The 25,950-nt window shown below is 63.8% G+C and carries 28 protein-coding genes; 19 read left to right on the top strand and 9 right to left on the bottom strand.

The window, feature by feature from the left end; all coding sequences use genetic code 11:
• Positions 1–33: 33 nt before the first annotated feature.
• From OPV09_RS25490 to OPV09_RS25505, 4 genes are read right to left on the bottom strand one after another with little or no spacing between them, the layout of a single operon-like run.
• A complete protein-coding gene (locus OPV09_RS25490) occupies positions 34–213 on the bottom strand; it encodes a hypothetical protein (RefSeq protein ID WP_034746783.1) in 180 nt (59 codons plus the stop codon).
• Positions 210–611 carry a DUF3224 domain-containing protein gene (locus OPV09_RS25495; RefSeq protein WP_338679696.1) on the bottom strand — a complete coding sequence of 134 codons (402 nt, stop codon included), beginning with the start codon at positions 609–611 and terminating at the stop codon, positions 210–212. The genes OPV09_RS25490 and OPV09_RS25495 overlap by 4 nt, the downstream gene beginning before the upstream one ends.
• Entirely contained in the window at positions 611–1,198 is a 588-nt protein-coding gene (locus tag OPV09_RS25500; protein ID WP_338679697.1) for a DUF1697 domain-containing protein, read from the bottom strand. The genes OPV09_RS25495 and OPV09_RS25500 overlap by 1 nt, the downstream gene beginning before the upstream one ends.
• Positions 1,199–1,211: 13 nt before the next feature.
• The gene (locus OPV09_RS25505; RefSeq protein ID WP_338679698.1) at positions 1,212–2,777 is read right to left on the bottom strand and encodes a HAMP domain-containing sensor histidine kinase; all 1,566 of its coding nucleotides are present in this window, start codon (positions 2,775–2,777) and stop codon (positions 1,212–1,214) included.
• Positions 2,778–2,984: 207 nt separating this feature from the next.
• Here OPV09_RS25505 and OPV09_RS25510 point away from each other — a divergent pair, with 207 nt between their 5' ends.
• Positions 2,985–3,323 (top strand): hypothetical protein, encoded by a 339-nt coding sequence (locus OPV09_RS25510; RefSeq protein WP_257620210.1) that lies wholly within the window; start codon positions 2,985–2,987, stop codon positions 3,321–3,323.
• Positions 3,320–4,165, top strand: a complete 846-nt coding sequence (locus OPV09_RS25515; protein ID WP_034746771.1) for an HDOD domain-containing protein — start codon at positions 3,320–3,322, stop codon at positions 4,163–4,165. Before OPV09_RS25510 ends, OPV09_RS25515 begins: the two co-directional genes overlap by 4 nt.
• 152 nt (positions 4,166–4,317) lie before the next feature.
• On the opposite strand, the gene OPV09_RS25520 is transcribed toward OPV09_RS25515, so the two are convergent.
• On the bottom strand, positions 4,318–4,644 hold the full coding sequence (locus tag OPV09_RS25520) for a hypothetical protein (RefSeq protein ID WP_034746769.1): 327 nt from the start codon (positions 4,642–4,644) through the stop codon (positions 4,318–4,320).
• A 662-nt stretch (positions 4,645–5,306) separates the two neighbouring features.
• Here OPV09_RS25520 and miaB point away from each other — a divergent pair.
• From miaB to OPV09_RS25575, 11 genes are all read left to right on the top strand, one after another.
• Positions 5,307–6,674, top strand: a complete 1,368-nt coding sequence (miaB, locus tag OPV09_RS25525) for a tRNA (N6-isopentenyl adenosine(37)-C2)-methylthiotransferase MiaB (protein WP_139091229.1) — start codon at positions 5,307–5,309, stop codon at positions 6,672–6,674.
• Positions 6,671–7,735 (top strand): PhoH family protein, encoded by a 1,065-nt coding sequence (locus OPV09_RS25530; protein ID WP_034746759.1) that lies wholly within the window; start codon positions 6,671–6,673, stop codon positions 7,733–7,735. The genes miaB and OPV09_RS25530 overlap by 4 nt, the downstream gene beginning before the upstream one ends.
• Complete coding sequence (gene ybeY / locus OPV09_RS25535; RefSeq protein WP_070301227.1) at positions 7,719–8,189, top strand: rRNA maturation RNase YbeY; 471 nt, start codon at positions 7,719–7,721, stop codon at positions 8,187–8,189. Before OPV09_RS25530 ends, ybeY begins: the two co-directional genes overlap by 17 nt.
• 137 nt (positions 8,190–8,326) lie before the next feature.
• Complete coding sequence (locus tag OPV09_RS25540) at positions 8,327–8,749, top strand: DUF4259 domain-containing protein (protein WP_338679704.1); 423 nt, start codon at positions 8,327–8,329, stop codon at positions 8,747–8,749.
• A gap of 117 nt (positions 8,750–8,866) precedes the next feature.
• A complete protein-coding gene (locus OPV09_RS25545; RefSeq protein ID WP_034746750.1) occupies positions 8,867–9,745 on the top strand; it encodes an HlyC/CorC family transporter in 879 nt (292 codons plus the stop codon).
• A 16-nt stretch (positions 9,746–9,761) separates the two neighbouring features.
• On the top strand, positions 9,762–11,342 hold the full coding sequence (gene lnt / locus OPV09_RS25550; RefSeq protein WP_338679706.1) for an apolipoprotein N-acyltransferase: 1,581 nt from the start codon (positions 9,762–9,764) through the stop codon (positions 11,340–11,342).
• A gap of 147 nt (positions 11,343–11,489) precedes the next feature.
• Positions 11,490–12,407 carry a glycine--tRNA ligase subunit alpha gene (glyQ, locus tag OPV09_RS25555; RefSeq protein ID WP_034746745.1) on the top strand — a complete coding sequence of 306 codons (918 nt, stop codon included), beginning with the start codon at positions 11,490–11,492 and terminating at the stop codon, positions 12,405–12,407.
• A gap of 39 nt (positions 12,408–12,446) precedes the next feature.
• On the top strand, positions 12,447–14,549 hold the full coding sequence (gene glyS, locus OPV09_RS25560) for a glycine--tRNA ligase subunit beta (protein ID WP_338679707.1): 2,103 nt from the start codon (positions 12,447–12,449) through the stop codon (positions 14,547–14,549).
• The gene (gene gmhB, locus OPV09_RS25565; protein ID WP_058048328.1) at positions 14,549–15,136 is read left to right on the top strand and encodes a D-glycero-beta-D-manno-heptose 1,7-bisphosphate 7-phosphatase; all 588 of its coding nucleotides are present in this window, start codon (positions 14,549–14,551) and stop codon (positions 15,134–15,136) included. The genes glyS and gmhB overlap by 1 nt, the downstream gene beginning before the upstream one ends.
• Before the next feature lie 16 nt (positions 15,137–15,152).
• Positions 15,153–15,893: a lysophospholipid acyltransferase family protein gene (locus OPV09_RS25570; protein WP_034746739.1), complete on the top strand. Its 741-nt coding sequence runs from the start codon at positions 15,153–15,155 to the stop codon at positions 15,891–15,893.
• A 44-nt stretch (positions 15,894–15,937) separates the two neighbouring features.
• Positions 15,938–16,861 (top strand): M48 family metallopeptidase, encoded by a 924-nt coding sequence (locus OPV09_RS25575; protein ID WP_034746736.1) that lies wholly within the window; start codon positions 15,938–15,940, stop codon positions 16,859–16,861.
• Positions 16,862–16,961: 100 nt separating this feature from the next.
• On the opposite strand, the gene waaA is transcribed toward OPV09_RS25575, so the two are convergent.
• The 4 genes from waaA to OPV09_RS25595 form a co-directional block, all read right to left on the bottom strand.
• Positions 16,962–18,236 carry a lipid IV(A) 3-deoxy-D-manno-octulosonic acid transferase gene (waaA, locus tag OPV09_RS25580; protein ID WP_338679709.1) on the bottom strand — a complete coding sequence of 425 codons (1,275 nt, stop codon included), beginning with the start codon at positions 18,234–18,236 and terminating at the stop codon, positions 16,962–16,964.
• Between the two features lie 18 nt (positions 18,237–18,254).
• Entirely contained in the window at positions 18,255–19,277 is a 1,023-nt protein-coding gene (waaC, locus tag OPV09_RS25585; protein ID WP_338679710.1) for a lipopolysaccharide heptosyltransferase I, read from the bottom strand.
• A 4-nt stretch (positions 19,278–19,281) separates the two neighbouring features.
• Positions 19,282–20,676 (bottom strand): phosphomannomutase/phosphoglucomutase, encoded by a 1,395-nt coding sequence (locus OPV09_RS25590; protein ID WP_034746728.1) that lies wholly within the window; start codon positions 20,674–20,676, stop codon positions 19,282–19,284.
• 103 nt (positions 20,677–20,779) lie between these two features.
• Positions 20,780–21,088, bottom strand: coding sequence for an H-NS family nucleoid-associated regulatory protein (locus OPV09_RS25595; protein WP_070301219.1), 309 nt, complete (start codon positions 21,086–21,088; stop codon positions 20,780–20,782).
• A gap of 181 nt (positions 21,089–21,269) precedes the next feature.
• Here OPV09_RS25595 and OPV09_RS25600 point away from each other — a divergent pair, with 181 nt between their 5' ends.
• The 6 genes from OPV09_RS25600 to OPV09_RS25625 all read left to right on the top strand — a co-directional run bounded on the left by OPV09_RS25600 (position 21,270) and on the right by OPV09_RS25625 (position 25,945).
• On the top strand, positions 21,270–21,404 hold the full coding sequence (locus OPV09_RS25600; RefSeq protein ID WP_302849533.1) for a hypothetical protein: 135 nt from the start codon (positions 21,270–21,272) through the stop codon (positions 21,402–21,404).
• A gap of 125 nt (positions 21,405–21,529) precedes the next feature.
• Positions 21,530–22,369: a symmetrical bis(5'-nucleosyl)-tetraphosphatase gene (locus tag OPV09_RS25605; RefSeq protein ID WP_072455074.1), complete on the top strand. Its 840-nt coding sequence runs from the start codon at positions 21,530–21,532 to the stop codon at positions 22,367–22,369.
• A 93-nt stretch (positions 22,370–22,462) separates the two neighbouring features.
• Positions 22,463–23,383: an AraC family transcriptional regulator gene (locus tag OPV09_RS25610; protein WP_338679711.1), complete on the top strand. Its 921-nt coding sequence runs from the start codon at positions 22,463–22,465 to the stop codon at positions 23,381–23,383.
• 129 nt (positions 23,384–23,512) lie between these two features.
• Positions 23,513–24,067, top strand: a complete 555-nt coding sequence (locus tag OPV09_RS25615; protein WP_338679712.1) for a carboxymuconolactone decarboxylase family protein — start codon at positions 23,513–23,515, stop codon at positions 24,065–24,067.
• Position 24,068: 1 nt separating this feature from the next.
• On the top strand, positions 24,069–25,154 hold the full coding sequence (locus tag OPV09_RS25620; RefSeq protein WP_338679714.1) for an acyl-CoA dehydrogenase family protein: 1,086 nt from the start codon (positions 24,069–24,071) through the stop codon (positions 25,152–25,154).
• Complete coding sequence (locus OPV09_RS25625; RefSeq protein WP_338679715.1) at positions 25,151–25,945, top strand: ABC transporter ATP-binding protein; 795 nt, start codon at positions 25,151–25,153, stop codon at positions 25,943–25,945. Before OPV09_RS25620 ends, OPV09_RS25625 begins: the two co-directional genes overlap by 4 nt.
• The last annotated feature ends 5 nt before the right edge of the window (positions 25,946–25,950 follow it).

Genomic DNA, 25,950 nt, shown 5'->3' on the forward strand with positions numbered 1-25,950 from the left:
CCGCCTGGTGCGGAATGTTTTGTTATGGCGCCATCATTTGTCGAGCAGGCGGCAGACCCGTTCGATGTTCCCCACCGGAATGCCGGACTTCAGGGCCCGCGCGATGCAGCCCGCCTTGTCCGGGCCCGAGGCGGAAATAAGCACGAAGGCCGTCACCACCACGCTGATGGCGACGAGGACAATCAGGACACCCTTGACGATATCCCAGTTCATTGCGCCTCAACAATGTCATACGTAAAATCATAATAATGCTTGCCGTCCTCGATGCGGATGGCCAGGCTGCCCCTGAGTCCTTGCAACTGCTCCGTCCCCGTATCGGGCACCACCGTCACCGACAAGGCGGGCGCGCCGCGCGTCATCGTGCCGCTGTGCTGCAAATAAAAACTGCCGCGGCGTCCGTCCAGAGTACCCTCCACCCGCTCCAATGCCACATAGCCTGCCGAGCCGCTCACGCTGGCGCGCGCGCTCAGCATCTCGCCCTGCGCGCTGGCCTCGAGCGCGCCGTGGTAGCGCTTGTCGAGCGACAAGCGTCCCAGTCCCGATTGCGCGGCCGTGTCCGACAAGGTTTCCGGGGTGATGGTGACGTCGAAGGTACCGGTAATGGAAGGCATCAGTGCTCCTTGGAAAATGAAGAGGTGGCTGGCGCATCGGGTTCGCTCAGCAGCGCATGCAGTTTTTGCATGGTGGCCCAGTTGCGCGAGGTGACGCCGTCGCCCAGCAGCACGCCCAGCGCCGCCACCACCTTGCTGGCCAGCACGCCATCGGGACACCACGCATATGCGGCCCAGCGCCCCAGCGCCAGCGCTTCGGGCTGCCACGACTGCTGCACGAGCGGCGCCAGACGCTGGATGTCGGCCGGATTGTTCAGCACCAGGGTCAGCAGACGGGCCGCATCGGCCGCCGGCGCCAAGGTGTTTTGTTCGACCAGCTCGGCAAACTGGCTGGCCGACAGCACCGTCACCCTGGCCGCCACGCCCAGTTTCAGCACCAGCGCTTCCTCGATGCGGGCAGCGGCCTCGGCCGGCGCCACCTTGCCGCCGTCATACACGACGTTTCCGCTGTTGAGCACGGTGCGCACCTGCGCAAAACCCAGGTCGCCCAGCAGCTTGCGCAGGTCGGCCATGGCCACGCGCTTGGCGCGGCCCACATTAATCCCGCGCAACAGCGCCACTTGCTGACTGTTTTCTATCTGTGCCATGCTGTCTCCTTGCCTATGCCTGGCTGTTGGTGCTTTCCGGCAACGGCGTCACCGTGGGCAGGCGCAGCAGGAACGCCGCACCCTGCCCCAAGGTGCTGCTGACCGTGATGGTGCCGCCAAACTGCTTGGCAATCAAGTTGAACACGATATTCAAGCCCAGTCCCGTGCCGCCCTGCCCGCGCCGCGTGGTGACAAACGGATCGAACACGCGGTCGAGCATGTCGGGTGCGATGCCGCGGCCGTTGTCGCGCACCTGCATGGCGATCGCGTCGCCATCGCGGTGCACGCCGATATGGATGTTGCCGGCCGTGTCCGCATCAAACGCGTGCTCGACGCAGTTCAACACCAGGTTGGTCAGTACCTGCGCCAGCGCGCCCGGATAGCTGTCGAGCATGATGTCTGGCGGGCAGTCGATATCGATGCTGATGCGCGTCTTTTTCAGGGTCGGCTGCAGGCTCGAGATCACCTCGCCGATATAGTCGCGCAATTCGAACAAACGGCGCGCCTCGCTGACCTGGTCGACGGCGATCTGTTTGAAGCTGTGGATCAGATGGGCGGCGCGGTAGGCATTGTTCATGATCAGCCGCGCGCTTTCGCCGGCCGTTTCCAGGTAGCGCACGATGTCGGTCTTCTTCACGCTGCCGCCGGCCACGGCCGCGCTGATGTCATCGGTAGCTTCCTTCAGCACCGAGGCGCTGGTCAGCGCGATGCCGACCGGGGTGTTGATTTCATGCGCCACGCCGGCCACCAGGCTGCCCAGCGAGGCCAGGCGCTCCGATTGCAGCAACGATTCCTGCGTGCGGCGCAGCTCGTCCATGGCCTGCGCCGTTGCCTGCTGCGAACGGCGCGCCATGTCTTCCGCCTCGCGGCTGCCCTCGATGATGGACTTGAGCTTGCGCTGCACGGCATTGAAGCCGCGGATCACGTCGCCCAGTTCGTCGCGCCGATTTTCCGGCAGCTCTTCGACCTCGTCGCTGCCGCGCGTGGCCAGGTCGAACAAGCCGTCGCGCAACTGTTTCAGCGGTTCGAAGACGATGCGCAGGCTCAGCGCCAGGGCGCCCACGAGGATGATGTCAAGCAGCAACACTTCCAGCACCTTGCGCCGCACTTCGGCATGCAGGGCCGCATCGATCTGCGCGCGGCTGAAATTGACGATGACCTTGCCGACGATCACCGGCTTGCCGCCCGTGGCCGCCGCCACGGCGTCGCGGAACACCAGCGGCGCCTCGACAGGCGTGCCGCCCATGGCCACGTCGGCGCTCAAAGGCACCAGGGTGCCGCCCGCGTCGCGCACCTCGCCCGCGAACAGGCCGACCGAGGCGTCGTAGACGCGGATGCCAACCAGTTCCGGCGGCAGCATTTCAGCCGCGACGATGCTGTCGACCTTGGATTTGTCGAGGTCCCACAGTGCCGAAGGCAAGCTCGTCTGCAAGCGCGTGAGCACGCCGCTGCGCAGGCGCGCGCTGCCCGATTCGAGTTCCTGGCTCAGTGTATATTGGGTATAGCTGCCGGAAATGCCCAGCACCAAGGTGACGATCACGACAAAAAGCAGGGTCAGCCGGACTTGGATACTCGCCATCAATCAACACTCCCCGGGCCAGGCCTGCCGCCGGCCCGCGGCGCGGGCGCAGATACGTCAGCAATACAAGGGCCTGAATCAAATGTACGGTATGACATGCTTATTGGCAAGATTTACAGTATTTCCACTTTCGATAGGGACTTTGATGCAGGTTGAGACATTGCGGCATGGCAATGGTAATATCCCGCAATCATCTAAGGAGTCGTCATGGCGGTCACGCATCAACATCTACCCCTGGAACAAGTTCGTCCCGGCATGATCTTGTCGGATGTCTTGCTCGATGCGCATGGACAAGTGCTGTTGCCGCAAGGCGCCGTATTGACGGAAAACATGCTGGCCCTGATGCCCCGCCACAACATCGACATGCTGCCGATCCAGGCGCCGCCCCCTACTCCGGAAGCCATCGCCGCGCAGCAGGCGGCCGACAGCGAACGGCTGGCCTACCTGTTCCGCAAGCATGATCCCGACGATCCCTTGGACGCGGCCACCACCTTGCTGCGCAGCTATGTCACGGCGTACCGCCTGGGCACGGGAGAGTCCGCATGAGCACGCAGCTGACGCTCGACGATATCGTCGCCCACCTCGATGACTTGCCATCCTTGCCCGCCGTCGTCATGGAGTTGCTCAACAGCATCGACCAGGAAGATGTCGATATTTCCGTGCTGGCCAAAAAAGTGTCGTACGACCAGGCATTGACGGCGAAAACCCTGCGCCTGGCCAACTCGTCCCACTATGGCTTGCAAGTGAAGGCCACCACCATCCAGCAGGCGATCACCTACCTGGGCTTCCAGACGACGCGCAGCCTGATCACGTCGGCCGCCATCACCGGTTGCTTTCCGGAAGGACGCTGCCCCGGTTTCGACGACAAGGCCTTCTGGCGTCATTCGGTGGCGACGGCCGCCTGCGCCAAGGTGCTGGCGCGACAGATCCGTTTCAACCAGGATTACGCGTTCACGGCCGGCTTGCTGCACAACATCGGCCGCCTGGTGCTGGTCAGCAGCTTTCCCGCGCACTACGCGCAAGCCATCGCGCACCAGGCCGCGCACGATTGCAGCCTGCTCGAAGCGGAGCAGGCCGTGCTCGGCGTGGACCACGTGCAGGCGGGCGTGGCCCTGGCCGAACACTGGAATTTTTCCGACACCATGCGCCTGGCGCTGGGCAACTATCTGCAGCCGGAAACGCCCGGGGCAGGCTTTCTCGCATCGCTGATCCACGTGGCCAACGCGATTGTTTGCGCGCTCGACCTGGCGCAGGCGGGCGACGATATGGTGCCGCGCGTCTCGCCGGTGGCCTGGGATGCGCTGGGCCTGGGCGAAGACGCGTATCTGCAGCTGTTCCGCGAAACGGAGCTGCGCTACGACGAAATCACCTCGGCACTGCTGAGCTAAGCAATATCCTCACAATGCCGCAAACGCAAACGGCCCTCGCTGCGAAGCGAAAGCCGTTAGGGGTATGACGGTACGTCCATGCTGCCCGGTCCACGCCAGCCTGTTGCCGCCAGCAGCTACGCAAGCGGCACAGTCAGCGTACAACCGCCACATCAGTGCGCGTAATTCGATTCTTGCGCATCGCCGCGGTCTTCCGCTTTTGGACGGCCCTGGGCGTCGGACAGACGGTACTTGGTGCGGCGGTCGCCCATCAAGTCGCGCAGGTCGCGGATGCTCATGCCCGTTACTTCGTGCATGCGGATCAGCAGCGAGGCGCCAACCGGCAAGCGGTGGTGGCGGATCTTGCTGATGACCGGTGGCGCCACTTCAAGCAGACGCGACAGGGCTGCATCGTTCTTCAGCTGCATCTTGCTCAGCAGAATATCCAGCAGGTGGTTCGGGTTGTAACTCTCTTGCGATGCTAATGCATGATGTGCCATGATTTTTCCTCGTCTGGTGAATGTAGAAAATAATGCCGATACGAACTTAAGGCTGGCTTAGAGTGTTTAAATAAACGTCTTGCCCACTGATTCAGCCTTCCCCCGCCCTTCCTCCTTATCGCACTGCCCGCACAGGACTCGCACAGCCACGCCCAGCCAACGTACGCAACTTGCCGCGTGAGTAAACAGCACTGCAATCCACCAAAATGAATTGCATATAAGACAATATACTAGCCCAAACACGCGGCATCTGCGCCTCGCGCAAACTTCCTGATTGTTAAATATCAATCAAGCTGCTGGTTGGCTTGGCAACGATGCTATTTCAACACATTAGGATGCCAGCGGGCGCACACAAGGCTTTGCAGCAACTTGTTACAAATCAATGGTGACGTACGGCAATAAATGCTTTTGAGCATCACGACACATGGCGGCATATACAAGCGGCAACCTTGTCGGCAAGGTCAGCACGACATGGCCCGTGCCCGCGATTTACGCTAAACTATGGCCTGAACTTGCAGCGAGCCTGCCACCGGGCAGCCAGAGGCGCCCGGCCGGTCATCCACCGCCTCCCGCCCCGAGCGGCGCACGGCGCAAGCCGCCTGCCCAGCTTATTTTCCGCCACACTTATTTGCAGCCACATTTACCGATAAGCGCCTGACTCCATGCAGAAAAAAGTATTCATTAAAACCTTCGGCTGCCAGATGAACGAGTACGACTCGGACAAGATGGCCGACGTGCTGGGCGCCTCCGATGGCCTGGTGCGCACCGACACGCCGGAAGACGCCGATGTGATCCTGCTCAATACCTGCTCCGTGCGCGAAAAGGCGCAGGAAAAAGTGTTTTCCGACCTGGGCCGGCTGCGCGAGCTGAAACTGGCCAAGCCGCACCTGTTGATCGGCGTGGGCGGCTGCGTGGCGTCGCAGGAAGGCGACGCCATCGTCAAGCGCGCGCCGTATGTCGACATGGTCTTCGGCCCGCAAACGCTGCACCGCCTGCCGCAGATGATCGAACTGCGCCGTGCCAGCGGCGATGCGCAAGTGGACATCAGCTTCCCGGAAATCGAAAAGTTCGACCACATGCCGCCAGCCAAGGTGGAAGGCGCTTCGGCGTTTGTCTCCATCATGGAAGGCTGCAGCAAATACTGCAGCTACTGCGTCGTGCCCTACACGCGCGGCGAGGAAGTGTCGCGCCGCTTCGAGGACGTGCTGACGGAAGTGGCGGGCCTGGCCGCCCAGGGCGTCAAGGAAATCACCCTGCTGGGGCAAAACGTGAACGCCTACCGGGGCGCGATGGAAGGCGGCGAGATCGCCGACTTCGCCCTGCTGCTCGAATACGTGGCCGACATTCCCGGCATCGAACGCATGCGCTTCGTCACCAGCCACCCGAAGGAATTCACGCAGCGGCTGATCGACGCCTACGCGAAGATCCCCCAGCTGGTCGACCATTTATATCTGCCGGCGCAACACGGCTCCGACAAGGTGCTGGGCGCCATGAAGCGCGGCTACACGGGCCTCGAATACAAGTCCATCATCCGCCGCATCCGCGCCGTGCGCCCGAACATGGCCATTTCGTCCGACTTCATCGTGGGTTTCCCCGGCGAGACCCAGGCTGACTTCGACGCCATGATGAAGCTGATCGCGGACGTGGGCTTTGACAACAGCTACAGCTTCATCTTCAGCAAGCGCCCCGGCACGCCGGCCGCCAGCCTGGAAGACGACACGCCGCACGAGGTGAAACTGGCCCGGCTGCAGCAGCTGCAGGCGGCCATCGACGCCAACACGCGCAAGTACAGCCTGGCCATGGTGGGCACGGTGCAAACCATCCTCGTCGAAGGCCGCTCCAAAAAGGACACCGATGACAGTGAACTGCAAGGCCGCACCGAGAACAACCGCGTCGTCAATTTCGACGCGGGCCCGGACGCGCTGCAGCTGGTCGGCCAGCTGGTCGACGTACGCATCACCGAAAGCCATTCCTACACCCTGCGCGGCGAATTGGTCGCCAGCGCACCCGCATTGAAAAGAGCCAGTTGAAAACCAAAGCCCCGATACAGCCGCATTACTTCATCCCCGAGCCGCTCGATAACACGCGCCTGGCGCACCTGTGCGGACCGCTCGATGAAAACCTGCGCCAGATTTCCGCCGCCCTCGACGTGACGATCTTCCGCCGCGGCGAGAAATTCATCGTCGGCGGCAGCAATGCCGAACGCGCCGTGGAAATCCTCGAGCAGTTCTACGCCATCGCCAACAAGGTCGTGCCGCTCGAAGAAGTGCAGCTGGCCCTGGTGGAACAGCGCGCGGGCCTGTCCGCCGCCTCCGAACACCACGCCAACGCGCCCGCCAGCACCTTCGTCGAACCGGACATCGCCAGCCCCGTGCTGAAAACACGGCGCTCCGACCTGCGCGGGCGCACGCCGCACCAGATCGCCTACCTGCGCGACATCCTCGAACACGACATCAGCTTTGGCGTCGGTCCTGCCGGCACGGGTAAAACCTATCTGGCCGTCGCCTGCGCCGTCGACGCGCTCGAAAGGGACGCCGTCAAGCGCATCATTTTGACGCGCCCAGCCGTCGAAGCGGGCGAGCGCCTGGGCTTCTTGCCGGGCGACCTGGCGCAAAAGGTCGACCCGTATCTGCGTCCCCTGTACGACGCGCTGTACGATTTGCTAGGTTTTGACCGCACGCAGAAGCTGTTCGAGAAACAGGTGATCGAGATCGCCCCGCTGGCCTATATGCGCGGACGCACCTTGAACCACGCCTTCGTCATCCTCGATGAAGCGCAAAACACCACCGTCGAACAGATGAAGATGTTTTTGACGCGCATCGGCTTTGGCAGCAAGGCCGTGGTGACGGGCGACGTGACGCAAGTCGACCTGCACAAGAGCCAGACGAGCGGCTTGATCGACGCCGTGCACGTGTTGAAAGATGTGCGCGGCATCGGCTTCACGCAATTTAACAGCACCGACGTGGTGCGCCATCCGCTGGTGGCGCGCATCGTCGACGCCTATGAAACGGCGCAGGCGGCCAATGCCGATGCCGCCCACTTGCCCTCCTTATTGAAACCAGCTGCCGCCAAAAATGTCCGAAAAAAATAAACTGTCCTTGTCCGTGCAATACCCGGACACCCGCCTGGAAACCCTGATCACGCGCCCGAAAGTTCGCCGCTGGGTCAAGGCGGCCCTGTTCGCGCCGGCCGAATTCACGATCCGCTTCGTCGACGCGGAAGAAGGCCGCACCCTGAACCGCGACTACCGCGAAAAGGACTACGCCACCAACGTGCTGACGTTCGCCTACAACGAAGGCGAAGAACTGGGCGACGACGAGCCGACGCGCGCCGACATCATCCTGTGCACGGACGTGCTGGAAAAGGAAGCGGCGGAACAAAAGAAAAGCGTGGAAGAGCACACGGCCCATTTGATCGTCCACGGCGTGCTGCATGCGCAGGGCTACGACCACATGGATGACGAGGAAGCCACCGAGATGGAGGGGCTGGAAACGGAAATCCTCGCAAAACTCGGCATCAGCGATCCCTACGCGGACCAAAAATAAGCCGAGTAGGTCGGGGTAGGTCGGGTTAGCCCGCAGGGCGTAACCCGACAACACCCAAAAACGTAACCGGAGCACCGCGACGTCTGACCCACATGCCACAATAGCGCCATCAACCACACACGCAACAAGGACACACTATGGGCACTTGGGCCACCGACGCCTTCGGCAACGACTACGCCATGGATTGGGCGCAAGACCTGCACGAATATAAAACCCTGGAACTGGTCGAAACGACGCTCGACAACGTCATCGGCAGCCAGGAAGCGGAACTCGAGGCGCCGTTTGCCGCCGAAGCGCTGGCCGCGCTGGACGTGATCGCGCGCCTCCTGGGCAAGCCGGGAGAAAACGACCCGGCCACCGCGGAAGTAGACGAATGGGTGGCCGCCTGCAAGAAGAAAGTCACGCCGCCGCTGCTGGAAAAAGCGCGCCTGGCCTTCGAGCGCATCACGGCAGAGTCGTCGGAGCTGCGCCAGCTGTGGCAGGACAGCGAGCATTTCGCCGACTGGCAGGCCGACGTGGCGGCCTTGCGCGCGCGCGTGCTGGGCCCGGAAGCGGCGTAAAAGATCGCGCAACGGCGCACTTCAACGTATTAAATTTGCATCAAAAGCGGGGAAATCCGGTATGGCCCCACTTTTGGTGTATCCTATATCCCTTCGCAACAACGGCTCACGCCTCCTATGCCCGAGCACCCTAGTGGCGTCAGAACTGACGTCAAGCCCCACCGGTCACTGTTTGAACGCCTGACCGCACTCATTTCCCCCGAGCCAGAGAACCGTGCAGAATTGCTCGAAGTTCTACACGATGCGCATGAACGCAAGCTGATCGACGCCGACGCCCTGTCGATGATCGAAGGCGTGTTCCAGGTATCGGATCTCTGCGCGCGCGACATCATGATTCCCCGTTCGCAAATGGATGTCATCGACATCAGCAAGCCGATCGAGGAATGGATGCCGGAAGTCCTGTCCACCGCCCACTCGCGCTTCCCCGCGATCGAAGGCGAGCGCGACAAGGTCATCGGCATCCTGCTGGCGAAAGACTTGCTGCGTTATTACGCAGAAGAAACTTTCGACGTGCGCGACATGCTGCGCCCCGCCATCTTTATCCCCGAATCGAAACGCCTGAATGTGCTGCTGCGCGATTTCCGCGCCAACCACAATCACATGGCCATCGTCGTCGATGAATACAGCGGCGTCGCCGGCCTGATCACCATCGAAGACGTGCTGGAACAGATTGTCGGCGACATCGAGGATGAATACGACTTCGACGAAGCCGAGGACAATATCCTCTCGCTCAAGGAAGGCCAGTTCGGCCCCCGCTGGCGTGTCAAGGCATTGACCGAGATCGAACAGTTCAACGAAGAAGTGGGCAGCCATCTGGTCGACGACGACGTCGACACCATCGGCGGCCTCGTGTCGAAGTATCTGGGCCGCATGGCGCACAAGGGCGATATTTTCGACCTCGGCAATCTGCGTTTCGAGGTACTGCGCGCCGATGCGCGCCAGGTGCACGTGCTGCTCGTCGAGCGCCTGCCCAACGTGCCGGAACTGGAACTCTGACATGCGCGTGCTGTAAATGCGTTTCAGACGCGCCGACCCCAACGCCCCCGCCAAACCGCCCCGCAGCACGTGGGCGCGCATGCTGACTGCCGCCGTCGCCGGCGCCGTCGCGGTGCTGGCGTTCGCCCCTTTCGGCTACTGGCCGCTGCAAATCCTCAGCCTGGGCGTGCTGTTCTACCAGGTGCTGCGCGCATCGAACGTCAAGGCCGGCGCGCTGATCGGCTGGGCCTATGGCTTCGGCTGGTGTGCGGCCGGCACGCACTGGCTGTATATTTCCATGCACCGCTATGGCGACATGGCCGCGCCGATCGCCGCCATCGCCGTAGCCCTGCTGGCCCTCTTGATGGCCATTTACGTGGCCCTGGCCATGGGCGCGGCCGCCTGGCTGCGCCAGCGCTGGGTACTGTCGCTGCCCGCCATGACCTTGCTGGTATTGCCCGCCACGTGGACCCTGTTCGAATGGACGCGCGGCTGGCTGTTTACGGGTTTCCCGTGGCTGGCCACCGGCTACGCCCACAATACCAGCCCGCTGGGCGGCTTTGCCCCCATCCTCGGCTCGTATGGCCTGGGCTGGCTGGCGGCGCTGTCCGCCGGCGCCCTGCTGCTACTCACGCACCGCACGCGCTGGTTTGCGCTGGGCGGCGTCATCGCGCTGTACGCGGCCGGCATCGGCTTGCAGTACGTGGCGTGGACCCACCCTGTCGGACGCCCGATCACCGTGCGCCTGCTGCAAGGGAACGTGCCGCAGCAGCAGAAATTCGACCCCGGCTTCGTGCTGGGCGCCCTGCAGATGTACCAGAGCGCCGTCACCAGCGCGCCGGCCGACCTGATCGCCACGCCGGAAACGGCCGTCACCGTGCTGCCGCACCAGCTGCCGCCAGGTTATCTGGATAGCCTGGCGACGTATTCACAGCAGACGGGCAGCACGATTTTGGTCGGCATGCCCGTGCTCGACGAGCAGCAGCGCTTCTACAATGCGGCCGTGGGCATCACGCCCAACGGCACGCCGGGACCGTACTACCAGTACCGCAAGCACCATCTGGTGCCGTTCGGCGAATTCGTGCCGCCCGGCCTGCACTGGTTTGTCGCCATGATGGCCATCCCGCTGGGCGACATGGGCCGCGGCGCGGAAGTACAAGCGCCTTTGCCCGTGCGCGACCAGCTGGTGCTGCCGAATATCTGCTACGAAGACTTGTTTGGTGAAGAAATCGCCGGCCAGCTGGCCAGCGCTCACCGCCATGGCAAGCAGTCGGCATCCGTGCTGCTCAATATCTCGAACCTGGCCTGGTTTGGCGACTCGATCGCCATCCCGCAGCATCTGCAGATTTCGCAGATGCGCAGCCTGGAAACGGGCCGCCCCATGCTGCGCTCGACGAACACGGGCGCCACCGCCGTCATCGACGGCAAGGGCGTCGTGCAAAGCCTGCTGCCGCCGGAACAGCAAGCCACGCTGACGGCCAAGGTGCAAGGCATGGGCGGCATGACGCCATACATTCTGTACGGCAATAAACTGGTGCTGGCCCTGGCCGCGCTGGCCCTGCTGACGGCCTTCCTGCTGTCGCGCGCCGCCCGCCGCGACCTCGCCGCGCAGCAATAAGCGGCCGATATTGCCCGAAGAGTCACAGTGGGCCCGTAAAAACCGCTAAAATTAGCAAAACCCCGGCCCGGACGCGCTGCCAAGCATGCGTCCGGGCTTCAAGCAAACCTTAACAAAGCGCAGCCTCCCGCGCGGCGAACTCATACGATGCTCACATTTCAACAAATTATTCTGACCTTGCAAACCTATTGGGACAAGCAAGGTTGCGCCCTGCTCCAGCCTTACGACATGGAAGTCGGCGCCGGCACTTTCCACACCGGCACCTTCCTGCGCGCGATCGGCCCGGAGCCTTGGCGCGCCGCGTATGTGCAGCCGTCGCGCCGCCCGAAAGATGGCCGCTATGGCGAAAACCCGAACCGCATGCAGCACTACTACCAGTACCAGGTGGTGTTGAAGCCGGCACCGGAAAACATCCTCGACCTGTATCTGGGTTCGCTGGCCGCGCTGGGCCTGGACTTGAAGCAGAATGACGTGCGCTTCGTCGAAGACGACTGGGAAAGCCCGACCCTGGGCGCCTGGGGCCTGGGCTGGGAAGTCTGGCTGAACGGCATGGAAGTGACCCAATTTACCTACTTCCAACAAGTGGGCGGCCTCGATTGCAAGCCCGTGCTGGGCGAAATCACCTACGGCATCGAACGCCTGGCCATGTATCTGCAAGGCGTGGAAAACGTGTATGACCTGGTATGGACGGAGTGGGAAGAGAACGGCACTACGAAAAAACTGACCTACGGCGACGTCTTCCACCAGAACGAAGTGGAGCAATCGACCTACAACTTCGAGCACGCGAATACGGACCTGCTGTTCGAACAGTTCGGCAACTACGAAGCGGAAGCGAAGCGTTTGATCGAGCTGCAACTGACCCTGCCCGCCTACGAGAAAATCATGAAAGCGTCGCACAGCTTCAATATGCTCGATGCGCGCGGTGCCATCTCGGTGACGGAACGCGCCGCCTACATCGGCCGCGTGCGCACCCTGTCGCGCCTGGTGGCGCAAGCGTATTACGACTCGCGCGAACGCCTCGGTTTCCCGATGCTGCCCGCCGCAGACCAACCCGCCGCCGCTTGATCGCCTAGCTCATACACCGCCGTACCAGACAAGAACACCATGAACCAAACACTGCTCATCGAACTGCTGACCGAAGAACTGCCGCCGAAAGCGCTGGCCAAACTGGGCGCCGCCTTCACGGCCGGCATCGTCAACGGCCTGAAAGCGCGCGACTTCCTCGAAGCCGACAGCGTCGCCACCAGCTACGCCTCGCCGCGCCGCCTGGCCGTCTCCATCACCAATGTGCGCGAAGTCTCGCCCGATAAGTCGATCCGCGAAAAAGTCCTGCCCGTCTCCGTGGCGCTGGACGCGAACGGCAACGGCACGCCGCCGCTGGCCAAGAAACTGGCCGCGCTGGGCTTCCCCGACCTGACGGTGGCCGAGCTGGAACGCGCCGCCGACGGCAAGGCTGAAAGCTTCTTCTACACGTACACGGCGCCAGGCAGCCAGCTCGCCGCCGGCGCGCAAGCTGCGTTGACCGAATCGGCCGCCAAGCTGCCGATTCCAAAACTGATGAGCTATCAGCGCCCGGACGGCACCACCGTGCAATTCGTGCGCCCTGCCCACAGCCTGATCGCCCTGCACGGCATCAATATCCTGCCCCTGACCCTGCTGGGCCTCACGGCCGGCCGCAGCACCCTGGGCCACCGCTTCCTGACCGACGGCGAACCGATCGCCATCGCGCACGCGGAAAACTACGCGCCATCGCTGATCCTCAACGCCAGCGTCATCGCCAGCAACGAAGAACGCAAGGAGCGCATCCGCGCCCAGCTGCTGGACAAGGCCGGCGCCGACCAGGTCTTGATGCCCGAAGCGCTGCTCGATGAAGTGACGGCCCTGGTCGAATGGCCGGTCGTGTATGAATGCCACTTCGAGGAAGAATTCCTGGCCGTGCCGCAGGAATGCCTGATCCTCACCATGCAGACGAACCAGAAGTATTTCGCGCTGACCGACAGCGAAGGCAAGCTGCGCTCGCGCTTCCTGATCGTCTCGAACATCGAGACGGACACGCCCGAGCACATCATCGGCGGCAACGAGCGCGTCGTGCGTCCGCGCCTGTCCGACGCCAAGTTCTTCTTCGAGCAGGACAAGAAGAAAACCCTGGCATCGCGCCTGCCGCTGCTGGCCAACGTCGTCTACCACAACAAGCTGGGCACGCAAGCTGCCCGCACAGAGCGCGTCAAGTCGCTGGCCGGCGCCATCGCCGCCAAATTGGACTACGACGTGGCTCTGGCCGAACGGGGCGCCCTGCTGGCCAAGGCCGATCTGCTGACCGACATGGTGGGCGAATTCCCCGAACTGCAAGGCATCATGGGTACGTACTACGCGCGCCATGACGGCGAGCCGGAAGAAGTGGCCTTGGCCGCCTCCGAACACTACCAGCCGCGCTTTGCCGGCGACGCCCTGCCGTCCACCGCCACCGGCACCGCCGTGGCCCTGGCCGACAAGCTGGAAACCCTGGTCGGCATCTGGGCCATCGGCCTGGCGCCGACGGGCGACAAGGACCCGTTCGCGCTGCGCCGCCATGCGCTGGGCGTGCTGCGCATGCTGCTGGAAAAACGCTTGCCATTGTCGATCCAGGGCTTGCTGGCGGATGCGGCCGCGCAGTTCGCAGCGGTGCCCGGCTTCAAGGACCCGGTCGCGGACGTCACCACCTTCATGCTGGACCGCCTGCGCGGCATCCTGCGCGAGCGCGGCTTCTCGCCGAATGAAATCGAAGCCGTCGTGGCACAGAATCCGGACCGCCTGGACGACATCGTGCAGCGTCTGGAAGCCGTGCAGGCGTTTGCCGCTTTGCCCGAAAGCGCCTCGCTGGCAGCTGCCAACAAGCGCATCACGAACATCCTGAAAAAGAACGAGGAAGCCGTCAGCCAGGTCGCCGCCGGCGGCGTCAACGTGGCGCTGCTGCAGGACGAAGCGGAGAAAAAACTGGCCGCCGCCGTCTCGCGCGTGCAGCCGGAAGTCGACGCGGCCTTTGCCAAGGGCGACTTCACCAGCACCCTGCAAACCCTGGCGCAGCTGCGCGACGATGTCGATGGCTTCTTCAATGACGTGATGGTGATGGCCGAGGATGTCGCCCTGCGCAACAACCGCCTGGCCTTGCTGTCGTCTTTGCACGGCATGATGAACCGCGTGGCCGATATTTCCAAGCTGGCGGCATAATGGGTACTCCGGCGCTGAAACTGATTATTCTCGACCGCGACGGCGTCATTAATCATGACTCGCCGGACTTCATCAAGTCGCCGGCCGAATGGCTGCCGATCCCAGGCTCGCTCGAAGCGATCGCCCGCCTGAACCAGGCTGGCTATCGCGTGGTGATCGCCTCGAACCAGTCGGGCATCGCGCGCGAATACTTCGACATGACGGTCCTGAACGCGATCCACCAGAAGATGCACACGCTGGCGCAGCAGGTGGGCGCCGATATCGACGCCATCTTCTTTTGCCCGCACGCGGGCGCGGACAATTGCGACTGCCGCAAGCCGAAACCGGGCATGTTCCATGAAATCTCGCAGCGCTACAACACCAGCCTGAAAGGCGTGCCCACGGTCGGCGATTCGTTGCGCGACCTGCAGGCCGGTTTCATCAGCGGCTGCGTGCCCTACCTGGTATTGACGGGCAAGGGCGAAAAAACCAACGAGACGGGTGGCCTGCCGCCTGGCACCCAGGTCTTCCCCGACCTGGCCGCCGTGGTCAGCCACCTGCTCAAGGCGCCAGCAGCGCCAGCGCCCACCGTGGCATTCAGTATCTAATTTTCGGAGAACCGCATTGCGTAATATTTCCCTGTTCCTGCGATCACTGCTGTTCATGATCATCATGATCGTGGCCACCATCGTCTGGGCCTGCGTGTGCTTTTTTGCCGCGCCATTGAGCTACAACAAGCGCTATTGGGTCACCTCGCGCTGGAACGTGTTTATCCTGTGGTGTGCCAAGGTCATTTGCGGCATCCGCTATGAAGTCAAGGGCGCCGAGAACTTCCCCGACGCGCCGGCCATCGTGCTGTCGAAACACCAGTCGGCATGGGAAACCATCTTCTTGCTTCCCAGCCTGCCACGCCCGCTCGTGTATGTGTTCAAGAAGGAGATTTTGTACATCCCCTTCTTCGGCTGGGCCATGGCGCTGCTGCGCATGATCCCCATCGACCGCAAACAGGGCAAGCATGCGTTCAAGAGCGTCGTCGCGCATGGCAAGCGCCGCCTGGCCGATGGCCAATGGATTATCATGTTCCCTGAAGGAACCCGCATTCCCGTGGGCCAGGCGGGCAAGTACAAAAGCGGCGGCACGCGTCTGGCCATTGCCACGGGCGCCGTGGTGGTGCCGATTGCGCACAATTCAGGCGAGTGCTGGCCCAAGCAGTCATTCCTCAAACGCCCGGGACTGATCACCGTCTCGATAGGCAAACCGATTTCGCCGGAAGGGCAAACCCCGGACAGCATGATGCAACAGGTGGAAAATTGGATAGAATCAGAAATGCGCGTCATTTCGCCTCACGCCTACAACGCTGGCTAGACGGCATCAGCGCGGTCATCCAGGAGCCGACACTGCGCCAGCAGATGAAGACCATCAAGGTCGGCGACCAGCAACTGGATTTGTTCGCGCATGACGTCTCGACCAGCACGCCCCCGGCGGTGCGCCCCACGGCACCGCCAGCGCCGCCCGTGGCGCCACCGGTAGTGGCGCCCGCGCCGCCCATCGTTCGTCCCGCCCCACCTCCCCTGCCGTCCCCGCCACGCACCGCCGATGGCCCGCCATTGCGCCAGCTGCAGCTGGGCAGTCACCTGGTCGAATTCGCGCTGCGCCGCTCCACGCGCCGTTCCATCGGCTTCATGATCGACGATAACGGCTTGCGCGTCACGGCCCCCAAGCGCGTCACCCTGGCCGAAATCGACAACGCCATCCGCGCCAAGCAAAGCTGGATCGTCTCGAAGCTGCTGGAACGGGGCGAGCGCAAGGTGCAGCGCCAGCAACGCCCGCCCGTGGCCTGGGTCGATGGCGCCGTGCTGCCCTACCTTGGTGGCGAGATCACCTTGCGGTTGCACCAGGCGCCGCGCCACCGCGCCAGCTTCCAGCGCGAGACGAATGAGCTGCACGTATGGGTCACGCCCACGGGCAGCGAGCAGCAATTGAAGGAAAAAGTGAAGGGCTGGTTCCAGCACGAAGCGCGCCAGCTGTTCGAGGCGCGCCTGGACGTATATGCGGACAAGCTGGGCGTGCGCTACGATTCGCTGTCGCTATCGTCGGCCGGCACGCGCTGGGGCAGTTGCACCATCGAGCGCAAGATCCGCCTGAACTGGCGTTTGATCCACTTCGCTTTGCCGCTGATCGACTACGTGGTGGCGCACGAGCTGTCGCACCTGCTGGAAATGAACCACAGCCCCCGCTTCTGGGCCACAGTGGAATCGATTTATCCCGACTACGATGGCGCCAAGCAGGCGCTCAGAAAACGCTCGCAGGAGCTGCCGGTGCTGTTTACGTAGGCGCCTGTCGGATTACGCTCTACAAGCTAATCCGACCTACAGCCACGTAGGTCGGATTAGCGCAGCGCGCGTAATCCGACGACATTGTTGGCCGCGCCCATCACGGCAGCAGCGGTTTGATCGCAGCGATGGTGCGCGGCGTGGCCCCCCGGTGCTGGTTGGCAAACGCCAGCGCCCGCTCTCCCATGGAAGATAAACGCGACGGATCCTGCAGCAAGGCCGACGCCTGCGCCATCAGCGCATCGGCATCCGCCACCAGCGCGGCGCCGCCGGCGGCGATCGCCTGCTCCGTGACCAGCGCAAAGTTGAAGGTGTGGGGGCCGATCAGCACGGGCTTGCCCAGCGCCGCCGGCTCGATCAGGTTTTGCCCGCCCAGCGGCAGCAGGCTGCCACCGACGAAGGCGCAATCGCAGGCCGCGTAATACGCAAACATCTCGCCCATCGAATCGCCCAGCAGCACTTGCGTGCCCGCCGCAACGTCGTCGCCTTGCTGCAAAGCCGATCTGCGCTGCATGGCCAGGCCCTGCGCCGCGATCAATTTTTCCACCTCGTCGAAGCGCTGCGGATGGCGCGGCACGATCAGCAGCAGCGCATGCGCGGGCAAGCTGGCGCGGATATACGCATCGAGGATCAGCTGCTCTTCCCCTTCGCGCGTGCTGGCGCACAGCAGCACGGGACGCTGGCCGATGGCTGCGCGCAGCGCCGCCCCCGTCGCCAGGGCAGCCTCGGGCACGACGACGTCGAACTTGATGCTGCCCGTGACGACCACGTCCCGCACGCCCAGCTGGCGCACGCGATCGGCGTCGTCCTGCGTCTGCGCCGCCACCAGGGTGATGCCGCGCGCCGCGTCGGCAATGAGTTTGCCCAGTCGCTGCGCCTTGCCCAGCGAGCGCTGCGACAGGCGTGCATTGGCCAGCACCACGGGCACTTTGTAGCGATTGCATTGGTGGATCAGATTCGGCCACACTTCCGTCTCCATCAGGATGCAGATGCGCGGCGCGAAATGGCGGATGAAACGGGCCGGCATGGCGCCCGTGTCGTAGGGCAGATAGCTTTGCACGAGGCGCGCGCCGTGTTTGGCGAACAGGGATTTACCCGTGGCGCGCCCCGTCGGCGTCATGTGCGTGAGGACGATGCGGCACGCGGGCCAGGCGGCCAGCAGCGCATCGATCAGCGGCTCGGCCGCGCGCGTCTCGCCGACGGAGACGGCGTGCAGCCAGATGGTGTTTGTAGCAGACGCCGGCTGGCGCCCGTAAAAGCCCAGGCGCTCGCCCCAGTGCTGGCGGTAGCCGGGTTCCTGGCGTCCGCGCAGCCACAGCCGCGCCAGCACCAGGGGCAAGGCCAGCCACCAGGCGAGGGTATAAAGAAGTCGCATGTTTATTGAATGTTAAAGTCAGGCGGGAGGATAGTCTGCCAGCAGGCGCCGTGCCGCGGCCAGCACTTCCGGCACGCCGGGCGGCGCGCCCTTGTCGCCCAGGTTGATGATTTTCGGCGACCAGTTGCCTTCCGTTTTCCACAGCGGCGAATCGGCATAGATTTCCACCGTCGGGCGCACGAAGGCGGCCGCAATGTGCGTCAAGCCCGTGTCGACGCCGACCACCAGCGCCGCATGGCGCGCCAGCAGGATGGCGTCGCCCATCGACAGTTTCGGCAGCAGGCGCGCGTTCGGCAGGCCGGCCGCCAGTTGTTCGGCTTCCGCCTTTTCCTTGGGCGAGCCCCAGGGCAGCAAAATCGGCATGGGAGCGAGCGCCTGGCCGAGGGCGATCCAGTTTTCCGGCGCCCATTTCTTGGCGTCGCGCGCCGTGCCGTGGAAATACACGCAGTAGGGCGCTTCGCCCATCCAGTCCGGGCGCGGCTCGCTACGCGGCACTTCCGGCAAGCCGAAATCGGCCGGCGTGTCGACCGTGTAGCCGAGCGCCGCGGCGGCCACCAGGCGGCCGCGCGCTACCGCATGTGTGCGCGGATCGAGAGGAATGCTTTTCGTGTGAAAAATGCGCGAGATGCCTTCGTATCCCGAGCCTTCGCTGCCATTGGCCAGGCCGACCTTCTGTCCTCCCGGCGCCAGGCGCGCGGCGCCCATGATGATGCCCGTCTTGAGCAAGCCCTGGGTATCGAACACGTAATCGTAGTGCGTCTGGCGCAGACTGCGGAAGAAGGCGGCGATTTCCGCGCGCGTCTCTTTCTTGCCCAGGCTCTTGCGCCAGCGCCGCAGCGCGAACGGGAAGATGGTGTTTACACGCGGGTTCAGGCGCACCAGGCTGGTGTAGCCCTCTTCGACCACCCAATCGATGGTCGCGTTCGGGAAATGGCGGGCGATGTCCGCCACCATCGGCAGGTTATGCAGCACATCGCCCAGCGAAGACACCCGCACCAGCAGGATTTTCAAGGGCGCCTGTGCGCCAGGTTGACCGGCCATGCTATCAGAACGGTAAGACGGCGTCAGGCTTGGCGGCCAGGATCACGCTCTTGAACTGGCCCTGGATACGCGCCAGCGCTGCCGGCGTTTCCGCTTCGAAGCGCATGACGATCACCGGCGTGGTGTTCGACGAACGGGCCAGGCCGAAGCCGTCCGCGTATTCCACGCGCAAGCCGTCGATGGTGATGATCTGTTCATTGCCGGGGAAGACGGCGTCGCGGCGCAGCATGTCCATCAGCGCGACGTTCTCGCCTTCCTTCAGTTCCAGGTGCAGTTCCGGCGTGCTGTCGGACTGCGGCAGGGAGTTCAGCAAGCTTGAGGGATCCGCTTCGCGCGTGAGGATTTCCAGCAGGCGCGCGGCCGAATACAGGCCGTCGTCGAAACCGTACCAGCGGTCCTTGAAGAAGATATGGCCGCTCATTTCGCCGCCCAGCGGTGCACCCGTTTCGCGCAGCTTGGCTTTTACCAGCGAGTGGCCCGTCTTGTACATCAGCGGCACGCCGCCATGCTTGCTGATCCACGGCGCCAGGTGGCGCGTGCATTTGACGTCATACAAAATCTGCGCGCCAGGGTGGCGGGTCAGCACGTCGGCGGCGAACAGCATCATCTGGCGGTCAGGGTAGATGATCTGGCCATCCTTGGTGACCACGCCCAGGCGATCGCCGTCGCCGTCGAAGGCGATGCCGATTTCCGCATCCGTCTCGGCCAGGCAGCGGATCAGGTCTTGCAGGTTTTCCGGATGCGCCGGGTCCGGATGGTGGTTCGGGAAATTGCCATCGACTTCGCAGAACAGTTCGATGACTTCGCAGCCCATGCCGCGGAACAGGTCGCCCGCGAATGCGCCGGCCACGCCATTGCCGCAGTCGACGGCGATCTTGATCGGGCGCGCCAGCTTGACGTCGCCCAGGATGCGCTCGATGTAGGCGGCGCGGATATCGTGCGTGGCATAGGTGCCCGGATTGGCAACGTCCCTGGCGCTGGCGCTGCCGTCGTGCGCGACGATGCTGTGGTACAGCGCCTGGATCGCTTCGCCGTGGATCGCTTCGCCGGCCAGCACCATCTTGAAGCCGTTGTAGTCGGGTGGATTGTGGCTGCCCGTGACCATGATGCCGGAGCGCGTATCGAGCACATTCGTGCCGAAGTAGACCATCGGCGTGGCCACCACGCCCAGGTCGATCACGTCGACGCCTGCCGCTTGCAAGCCCTGCGCCAGCGCCGCCGTCAATTCCGGTCCCGACAAACGGCCATCGCGGCCGATCACGACCCGCTGCTCGCCCTTGGCCAGGGCGGCCTGGCCAAATGCCTGGCCGATCTTGTGCGCCACGCTGGCATCGAGGGTTTTAGCGATGATGCCGCGAATATCGTAGGCCTTGAAGATCGTTCTGGACAATGGAAGCATGGTGTGGGCGGTATAAGTAAGGGGCGAATAAGGAATAAATAGGGAGCCTGGCAAGGTGCAGCGTGCGGCTGGCAGCTTGCTACTGCGCCAAGAGTATACCGAATTATACGCGCAGCAGATCGATCGACTTGCCCGATTCCACCCACTGCCTGACCCACAACGGCTGGCGGCCGCGGCCTGTCCATTGTTCAGCGGTATTGTCAGGATGGCGGTAACGTACCGCGACTTTGCCCGTGCGCGGGTGCAAACCATCGAGTATCAGCTGTTTCAGCGGAATGCCCGCCTGCTGCGCGATGGCCATGATCTGTTCGCGCGCCTTGTTCAAGTCTTCGCGCTCGCGGCTGTTCAATTCCTGTTTGACATTATCTTCCAGTTTGCGCAATTCCAGCATCGTCATCGTAGACAGATCCATTGGTACATCCTTTATATTAATTTAAATAATAAAATCACGTGGAATATACTACATTGCATAAACATTTGCGCACCATTGCATAATCCGTCGTCAATTGAATCACGGCTCCCGGTTTATTTAGCGGCCCAACATTAAGATTAAATGAAGAATATAACGGAAGCGCGCATGGAGGTGAATAAACATGAATGAAATGGCATTCCGGCATGCCGTCAAGGCTGGTGTGGCGCGGCGATTCATTCCGGCCGCCGTGCCGGCGGATTATGAGCGGTATATGACCGCAGGGAATGCGGCCAAATCAAATCCCCATCCGGCATAATCGGCACCGGCTTTTTTCTTCCCGCCCGCCATGCGCGCAATCAGGCATCTGCCGGCAATGCCGCCAACACCAAAGGGCAGGCATGCTTATAATGCAGGCGCGTAGTCCACTTCACCCCGGCACATATGAAAACTTATTTTATCGGCGATCTGCAAGGCTGCCATGACCAAACCGTTGAACTGATCGAACGGATCCAGGCGGCTGCGGATGGCCCGTACCGCCTGCTGTTCGCGGGCGACTTGATCAATCGCGGCCCGGCCTCGCTGGCCACCCTGCGCCACATTCATGCGCTGGCGCGGCAGGGCCTGGCCGACAGCGTCCTGGGCAACCATGACTTGCACTTGCTGGCCGTGGCCAACGGCATCCGCCCCGAGCATGCGTCCGACACCCTCGCCGAAATCCTCGATGCGCCCGACCGCGACGAGTTGATCGACTGGCTGCGCCAGCGGCCACTGGCACTGGAACACGACGGCCATGTGCTCGTGCATGCGGGTTTGCTGCCGCAATGGAGCGCGGCCCAGGCCCTGTCCCTGAGCGGGGAGGTGTCCAGCATGCTGCGCAGCGATGATTGGGTGGCCTTCCTGCGCACCATGTACGGTAACGAGCCGGCCGCCTGGCGCGACGACCTGCAGGGCGCCGACCGGCTGCGCTGCATCGTCAACGCCATGACGCGGCTGCGCTTTTGCACGCCGGACGGCGTGATGGACTTCAAGATGAAGGAAAGCGGCAGCCCGCCGCCCGGCTCCGGTCTGCTGCCCTGGTTCGACGTGCCGGGACGGCGCAGCGCCGGCGACACCATCGTCTTCGGCCACTGGTCGGCGCTGGGACTGCAATTGCGGCCGCACCTGATCGGCCTCGATAGCGGCTGCGTGTGGGGCGGAAAACTGTCGGCCGTGTGCCTGCAAGACCGCTCGCTGCTGCAGGTCGACTGCCCCACGTTCCAGCAGCACAGCGGCAAACGCTAAGTGGCAAGCGCGGCGCGCATATGCTTAGTCGAAATCGGTCGTTGGCCATGCCGCGCCTGGCCCGTATGATGGAGCTTTTGCCTTTGCCATCCCATGCATCCTGATACCGACAGACTGGCGCGCTGGCTGCTCGGCAGCCTGGAACTCGACACCGCCGTCCTGCATGTGGGCCAGTACTGCGGCCGCTGGCGCGCCTCCACGGCAGGCCGGGAACTGGGCAGCTTTCACCTGGTGCTCGATGGCCACTGCTATCTGCACCTCGATGGCGCGGCGCCGATTGCGCTCGGCCCGCGCGACGGCGTCTTCCTGCTGCGCGACTTGCCGCACTTTCTCAGCCCCCACAGCGACCCGCTGCAGGCGGTCCGCGCGCAAGCGATGCTGCCGCTGCAAACGCCCACGGAGCAGCCGGCGACGGCGCTGGCCTGCGGCTTCTTTCAATTTCGCGGCGCCCTCTCCGCGCTGATCGTCGACTCGTTTCCGCCGTATCTGCTGATACGCGGCGACGCGCCCGCCTTCAGCGCGGCCGCCGCGTTGTTCGACCTGATCCTGGCGGAGGCCGGCGGCGATCCGGAGCAGCCGTCGCCGCTGATCGCGCGCCTGGTCGAACTGCTGTTCTTTTACCTGATCCGCCATGTGGCGCAGGGCGAACAGGTGGCGGCCGGCCTGCTGTCGCTGCTGCACCAGCCCGCATTCTCGCCGCTGCTCGAACGCATGCTCGACGCGCCCGCCGACGACTGGTCGATCGAGAACATGGCCAAGGCGGCGTGCATGTCGCGCGCCAGCTTCTGCAAGCATTTCGCCAGCGCCAGCGGCCACTCGCCGGCCCAGTTCCTGCTCCTGCTGCGCATGAAGATCGCCGCGCGCCGGCTGCACGACGGCGTTTCCGTCGAACGCGCGGCCGAACTGGTGGGCTACCGCTCGCACGCCGCCTTTACGCGCGCCTTCAAACGGGTCACGGGCGAGCAGCCGGGCGCCTACCGGCGCGACCAGAGATTGCGACAGCTGGCCAGCTAAGCGCCTGCCGAAATCAAGGATCGCACAATCGCAGACGAACGAGCACAAAAGGACGACGCTGACGTCTGTTGCGTGCACGGCATGGCCGATATAATGGCCGGGTGACTTACTAACTTAGCAAGGTACCCCATGTCCCGTCTGACGCTGCACACTCTCGATACCGCCCCGGCCGATAGCCGCCCCTTCGTGGAAAAGGCCATCGCCAACAATGGCTTCCTGCCCAACCTGATCGGCGTGCTGGCCAATGCCCCGCTGGCACTGGAAACCTATCTGACCGTCTCCGGCATCAATGCGCGCGCCAGCCTGACGTTAATGGAACGCGAAGTGGTGCAGATCACGGCCGCGCGCATCCATGGCTGCGATTTCTGCATCGCCGGCCATAGCGCCATCTCGCTGAAAAAAGCGGGCCAGACGCCCGACACGGTACGCGCCCTGCAGCGCGGCCTGCCGACGAACGACGCCAAGCTGGACGCCGTCGCCGCCTTCGCCACGGCCGTCATCGCCACGCGCGGCGCCGTCAGCGACGTGGAATATCAAGCCTTCCTGGCCGCCGGCTACAACGAGCAGCAGGCGCTTGAAGTCGTGCTGGGCATCAGCCTGGCCACCCTGTGCAATTTCTCCAACAGCCTGGCTGGCACGCCCGTCAATCCGCAATTGACGCCCTACCTGCCTGGCGCCGTCTGACATGGCGAACCTCACTCACTGGCTGCACATGCATGCCGACCAGCTCGACCAATCACCGGAGCTGGCTGAAACCGTATTACCGGCCCTCGCTGGCGACAAGCTGCTGGCCATCGGCGTGCCACAGGAACACGGCGGCGCGGGCGGCGACGTGCGCGACGCCATCGACGCCATCGCCAAAGTGGCCGAGCAATCGGTGACGGCCGCCTTTGTCTTCTGGGGCCAGCGCTGCTTTATCGAATTCCTGCTGCAAAGCGAGAACCGCGCGCTGGCCGAGCGACGCTTGCCCGGCCTGCTGGCCGGCACGCAGGCAGGCGCCAGCGGTTTGTCGAACGCCATGAAATTCTTGTCCGGCATCGAGCAGCTGCAAATCACGGGCGCGCGCCACGGCGACGGCTTGCTCGTCGACGGCGGCCTGGCCTGGGTGACGAACTTGCGCAAGGCGGGCTTTGTCGCGGCGGCAGCCGTGGCGCCGGACGACGGCGCACCGCCCGTCATCATCGCCTTCGACAGCGGCACGGCGGGTGTCAAGCGCAGCGACGACCTGGACCTGATCGCCCTGCGCGGCAGCAATACGGCCTCCGTCAAGCTGGCGCAGGTGCACATCCCCGCCGCGGACATCATCAGCGACAATGCGCCAGCCTGGCTGCCGCAGGTGCGCCCGGCTTTTCTGGGCATGCAGTGCGGCCTGTCGATCGGCCTGGCGCGCGCCAGCCTGGCCAAAGCGGCGCAGATTTCCGCCGGTTCGCGCAACCAGCTCACGCCACGCATCGAAGCGCTGCAAGCGACTCTGGAGGCAGCTGTCGCCACCTTGCTGGCCGGCGTGCACGATGGCCGCTTCAAGACGCAGGCGCCAGCCATGTTCCGCCTGCGCATACAGCTGGCCGATGTGCTGCAGCAGGCCCTGATGCTGGAACTGCAGGCGATGGGCGGACGCGCCTACCTGAACGCCGAGCAGCAGGGCTTTGCCCGCCGCTGGCGCGAATCGTCGTTCATCCCCATCGTCACGCCCAGCCTGACGCAATTGCAGGCGGCCTTGCAGCTGTTCGACAGCCAGCAGGCGGCCAAGGCGGCGGGAGCGCAAGCATGAGCGTTGCCGATTGGGCCCTGCAGGCGCAGGATCTGAGCTTCTCGTATGCTGGCACGGCGCCCGTGTTCCAGCACGTCTCGCTCGGTGTGCGCAAGCGCGAAATCGTCTGCCTGCTGGGCGGCAGCGGCTGCGGAAAATCGAGCCTGCTGCGCGTGCTGGCCGGCTTGCAGCCGCCATCCACGGGCGAGATTCAGTTCCTCGACGCTCCCATGCGCGAACCGGACCCGCGCAGCGCCCTCGTCTTCCAGCAAGCCAGTTTGCTGCCCTGGCTGAACGTCACGGGCAACGCCGGCTTCGGCCTGGACTTCAAGCACCAGCCCAAGCTCACGCGCGAGGCGCACCAGGCGCGCGTGGCGCAAGCCATCGAAGCGGTCGGCTTGAAGGGCCGCGAAAAACTGTATCCGTCCGCGCTGTCGGGTGGTATGGCGCAGCGCGTGGCCCTGGCCCGTGCGCTGGCGCGCGAACCGGAACTGCTGTTCGCCGACGAACCGTTTTCCGCGCTCGACGCCATCACGCGCGCCGAGATGCAATCGTTGCTGGTCGACGTCGTACACCGCTGGCACACGGCCGTGCTGCTCGTCACGCACGATATCGACGAAGCGATCCTCGTGGCCGACCGCATCTTGCTGATGGGCGGCAAGCCGGGCAACATCGTGCGCGAATGGCCCGTCGCCATCAGCCAACCACGCATCGGCCACAGCGCCGACGTCATCGCCCTGAAGATGGACATCCTCGACGCCCTGCAGGCGCTGCAAAAGCAGGATCAAGCGCCCGCCTTTGCTCCCAATTAATCGAC

The sequence above is a fragment of the Janthinobacterium sp. TB1-E2 genome, from assembly GCF_036885605.1.
Lineage (GTDB): Bacteria > Pseudomonadota > Gammaproteobacteria > Burkholderiales > Burkholderiaceae_D > Janthinobacterium > Janthinobacterium aestuarii.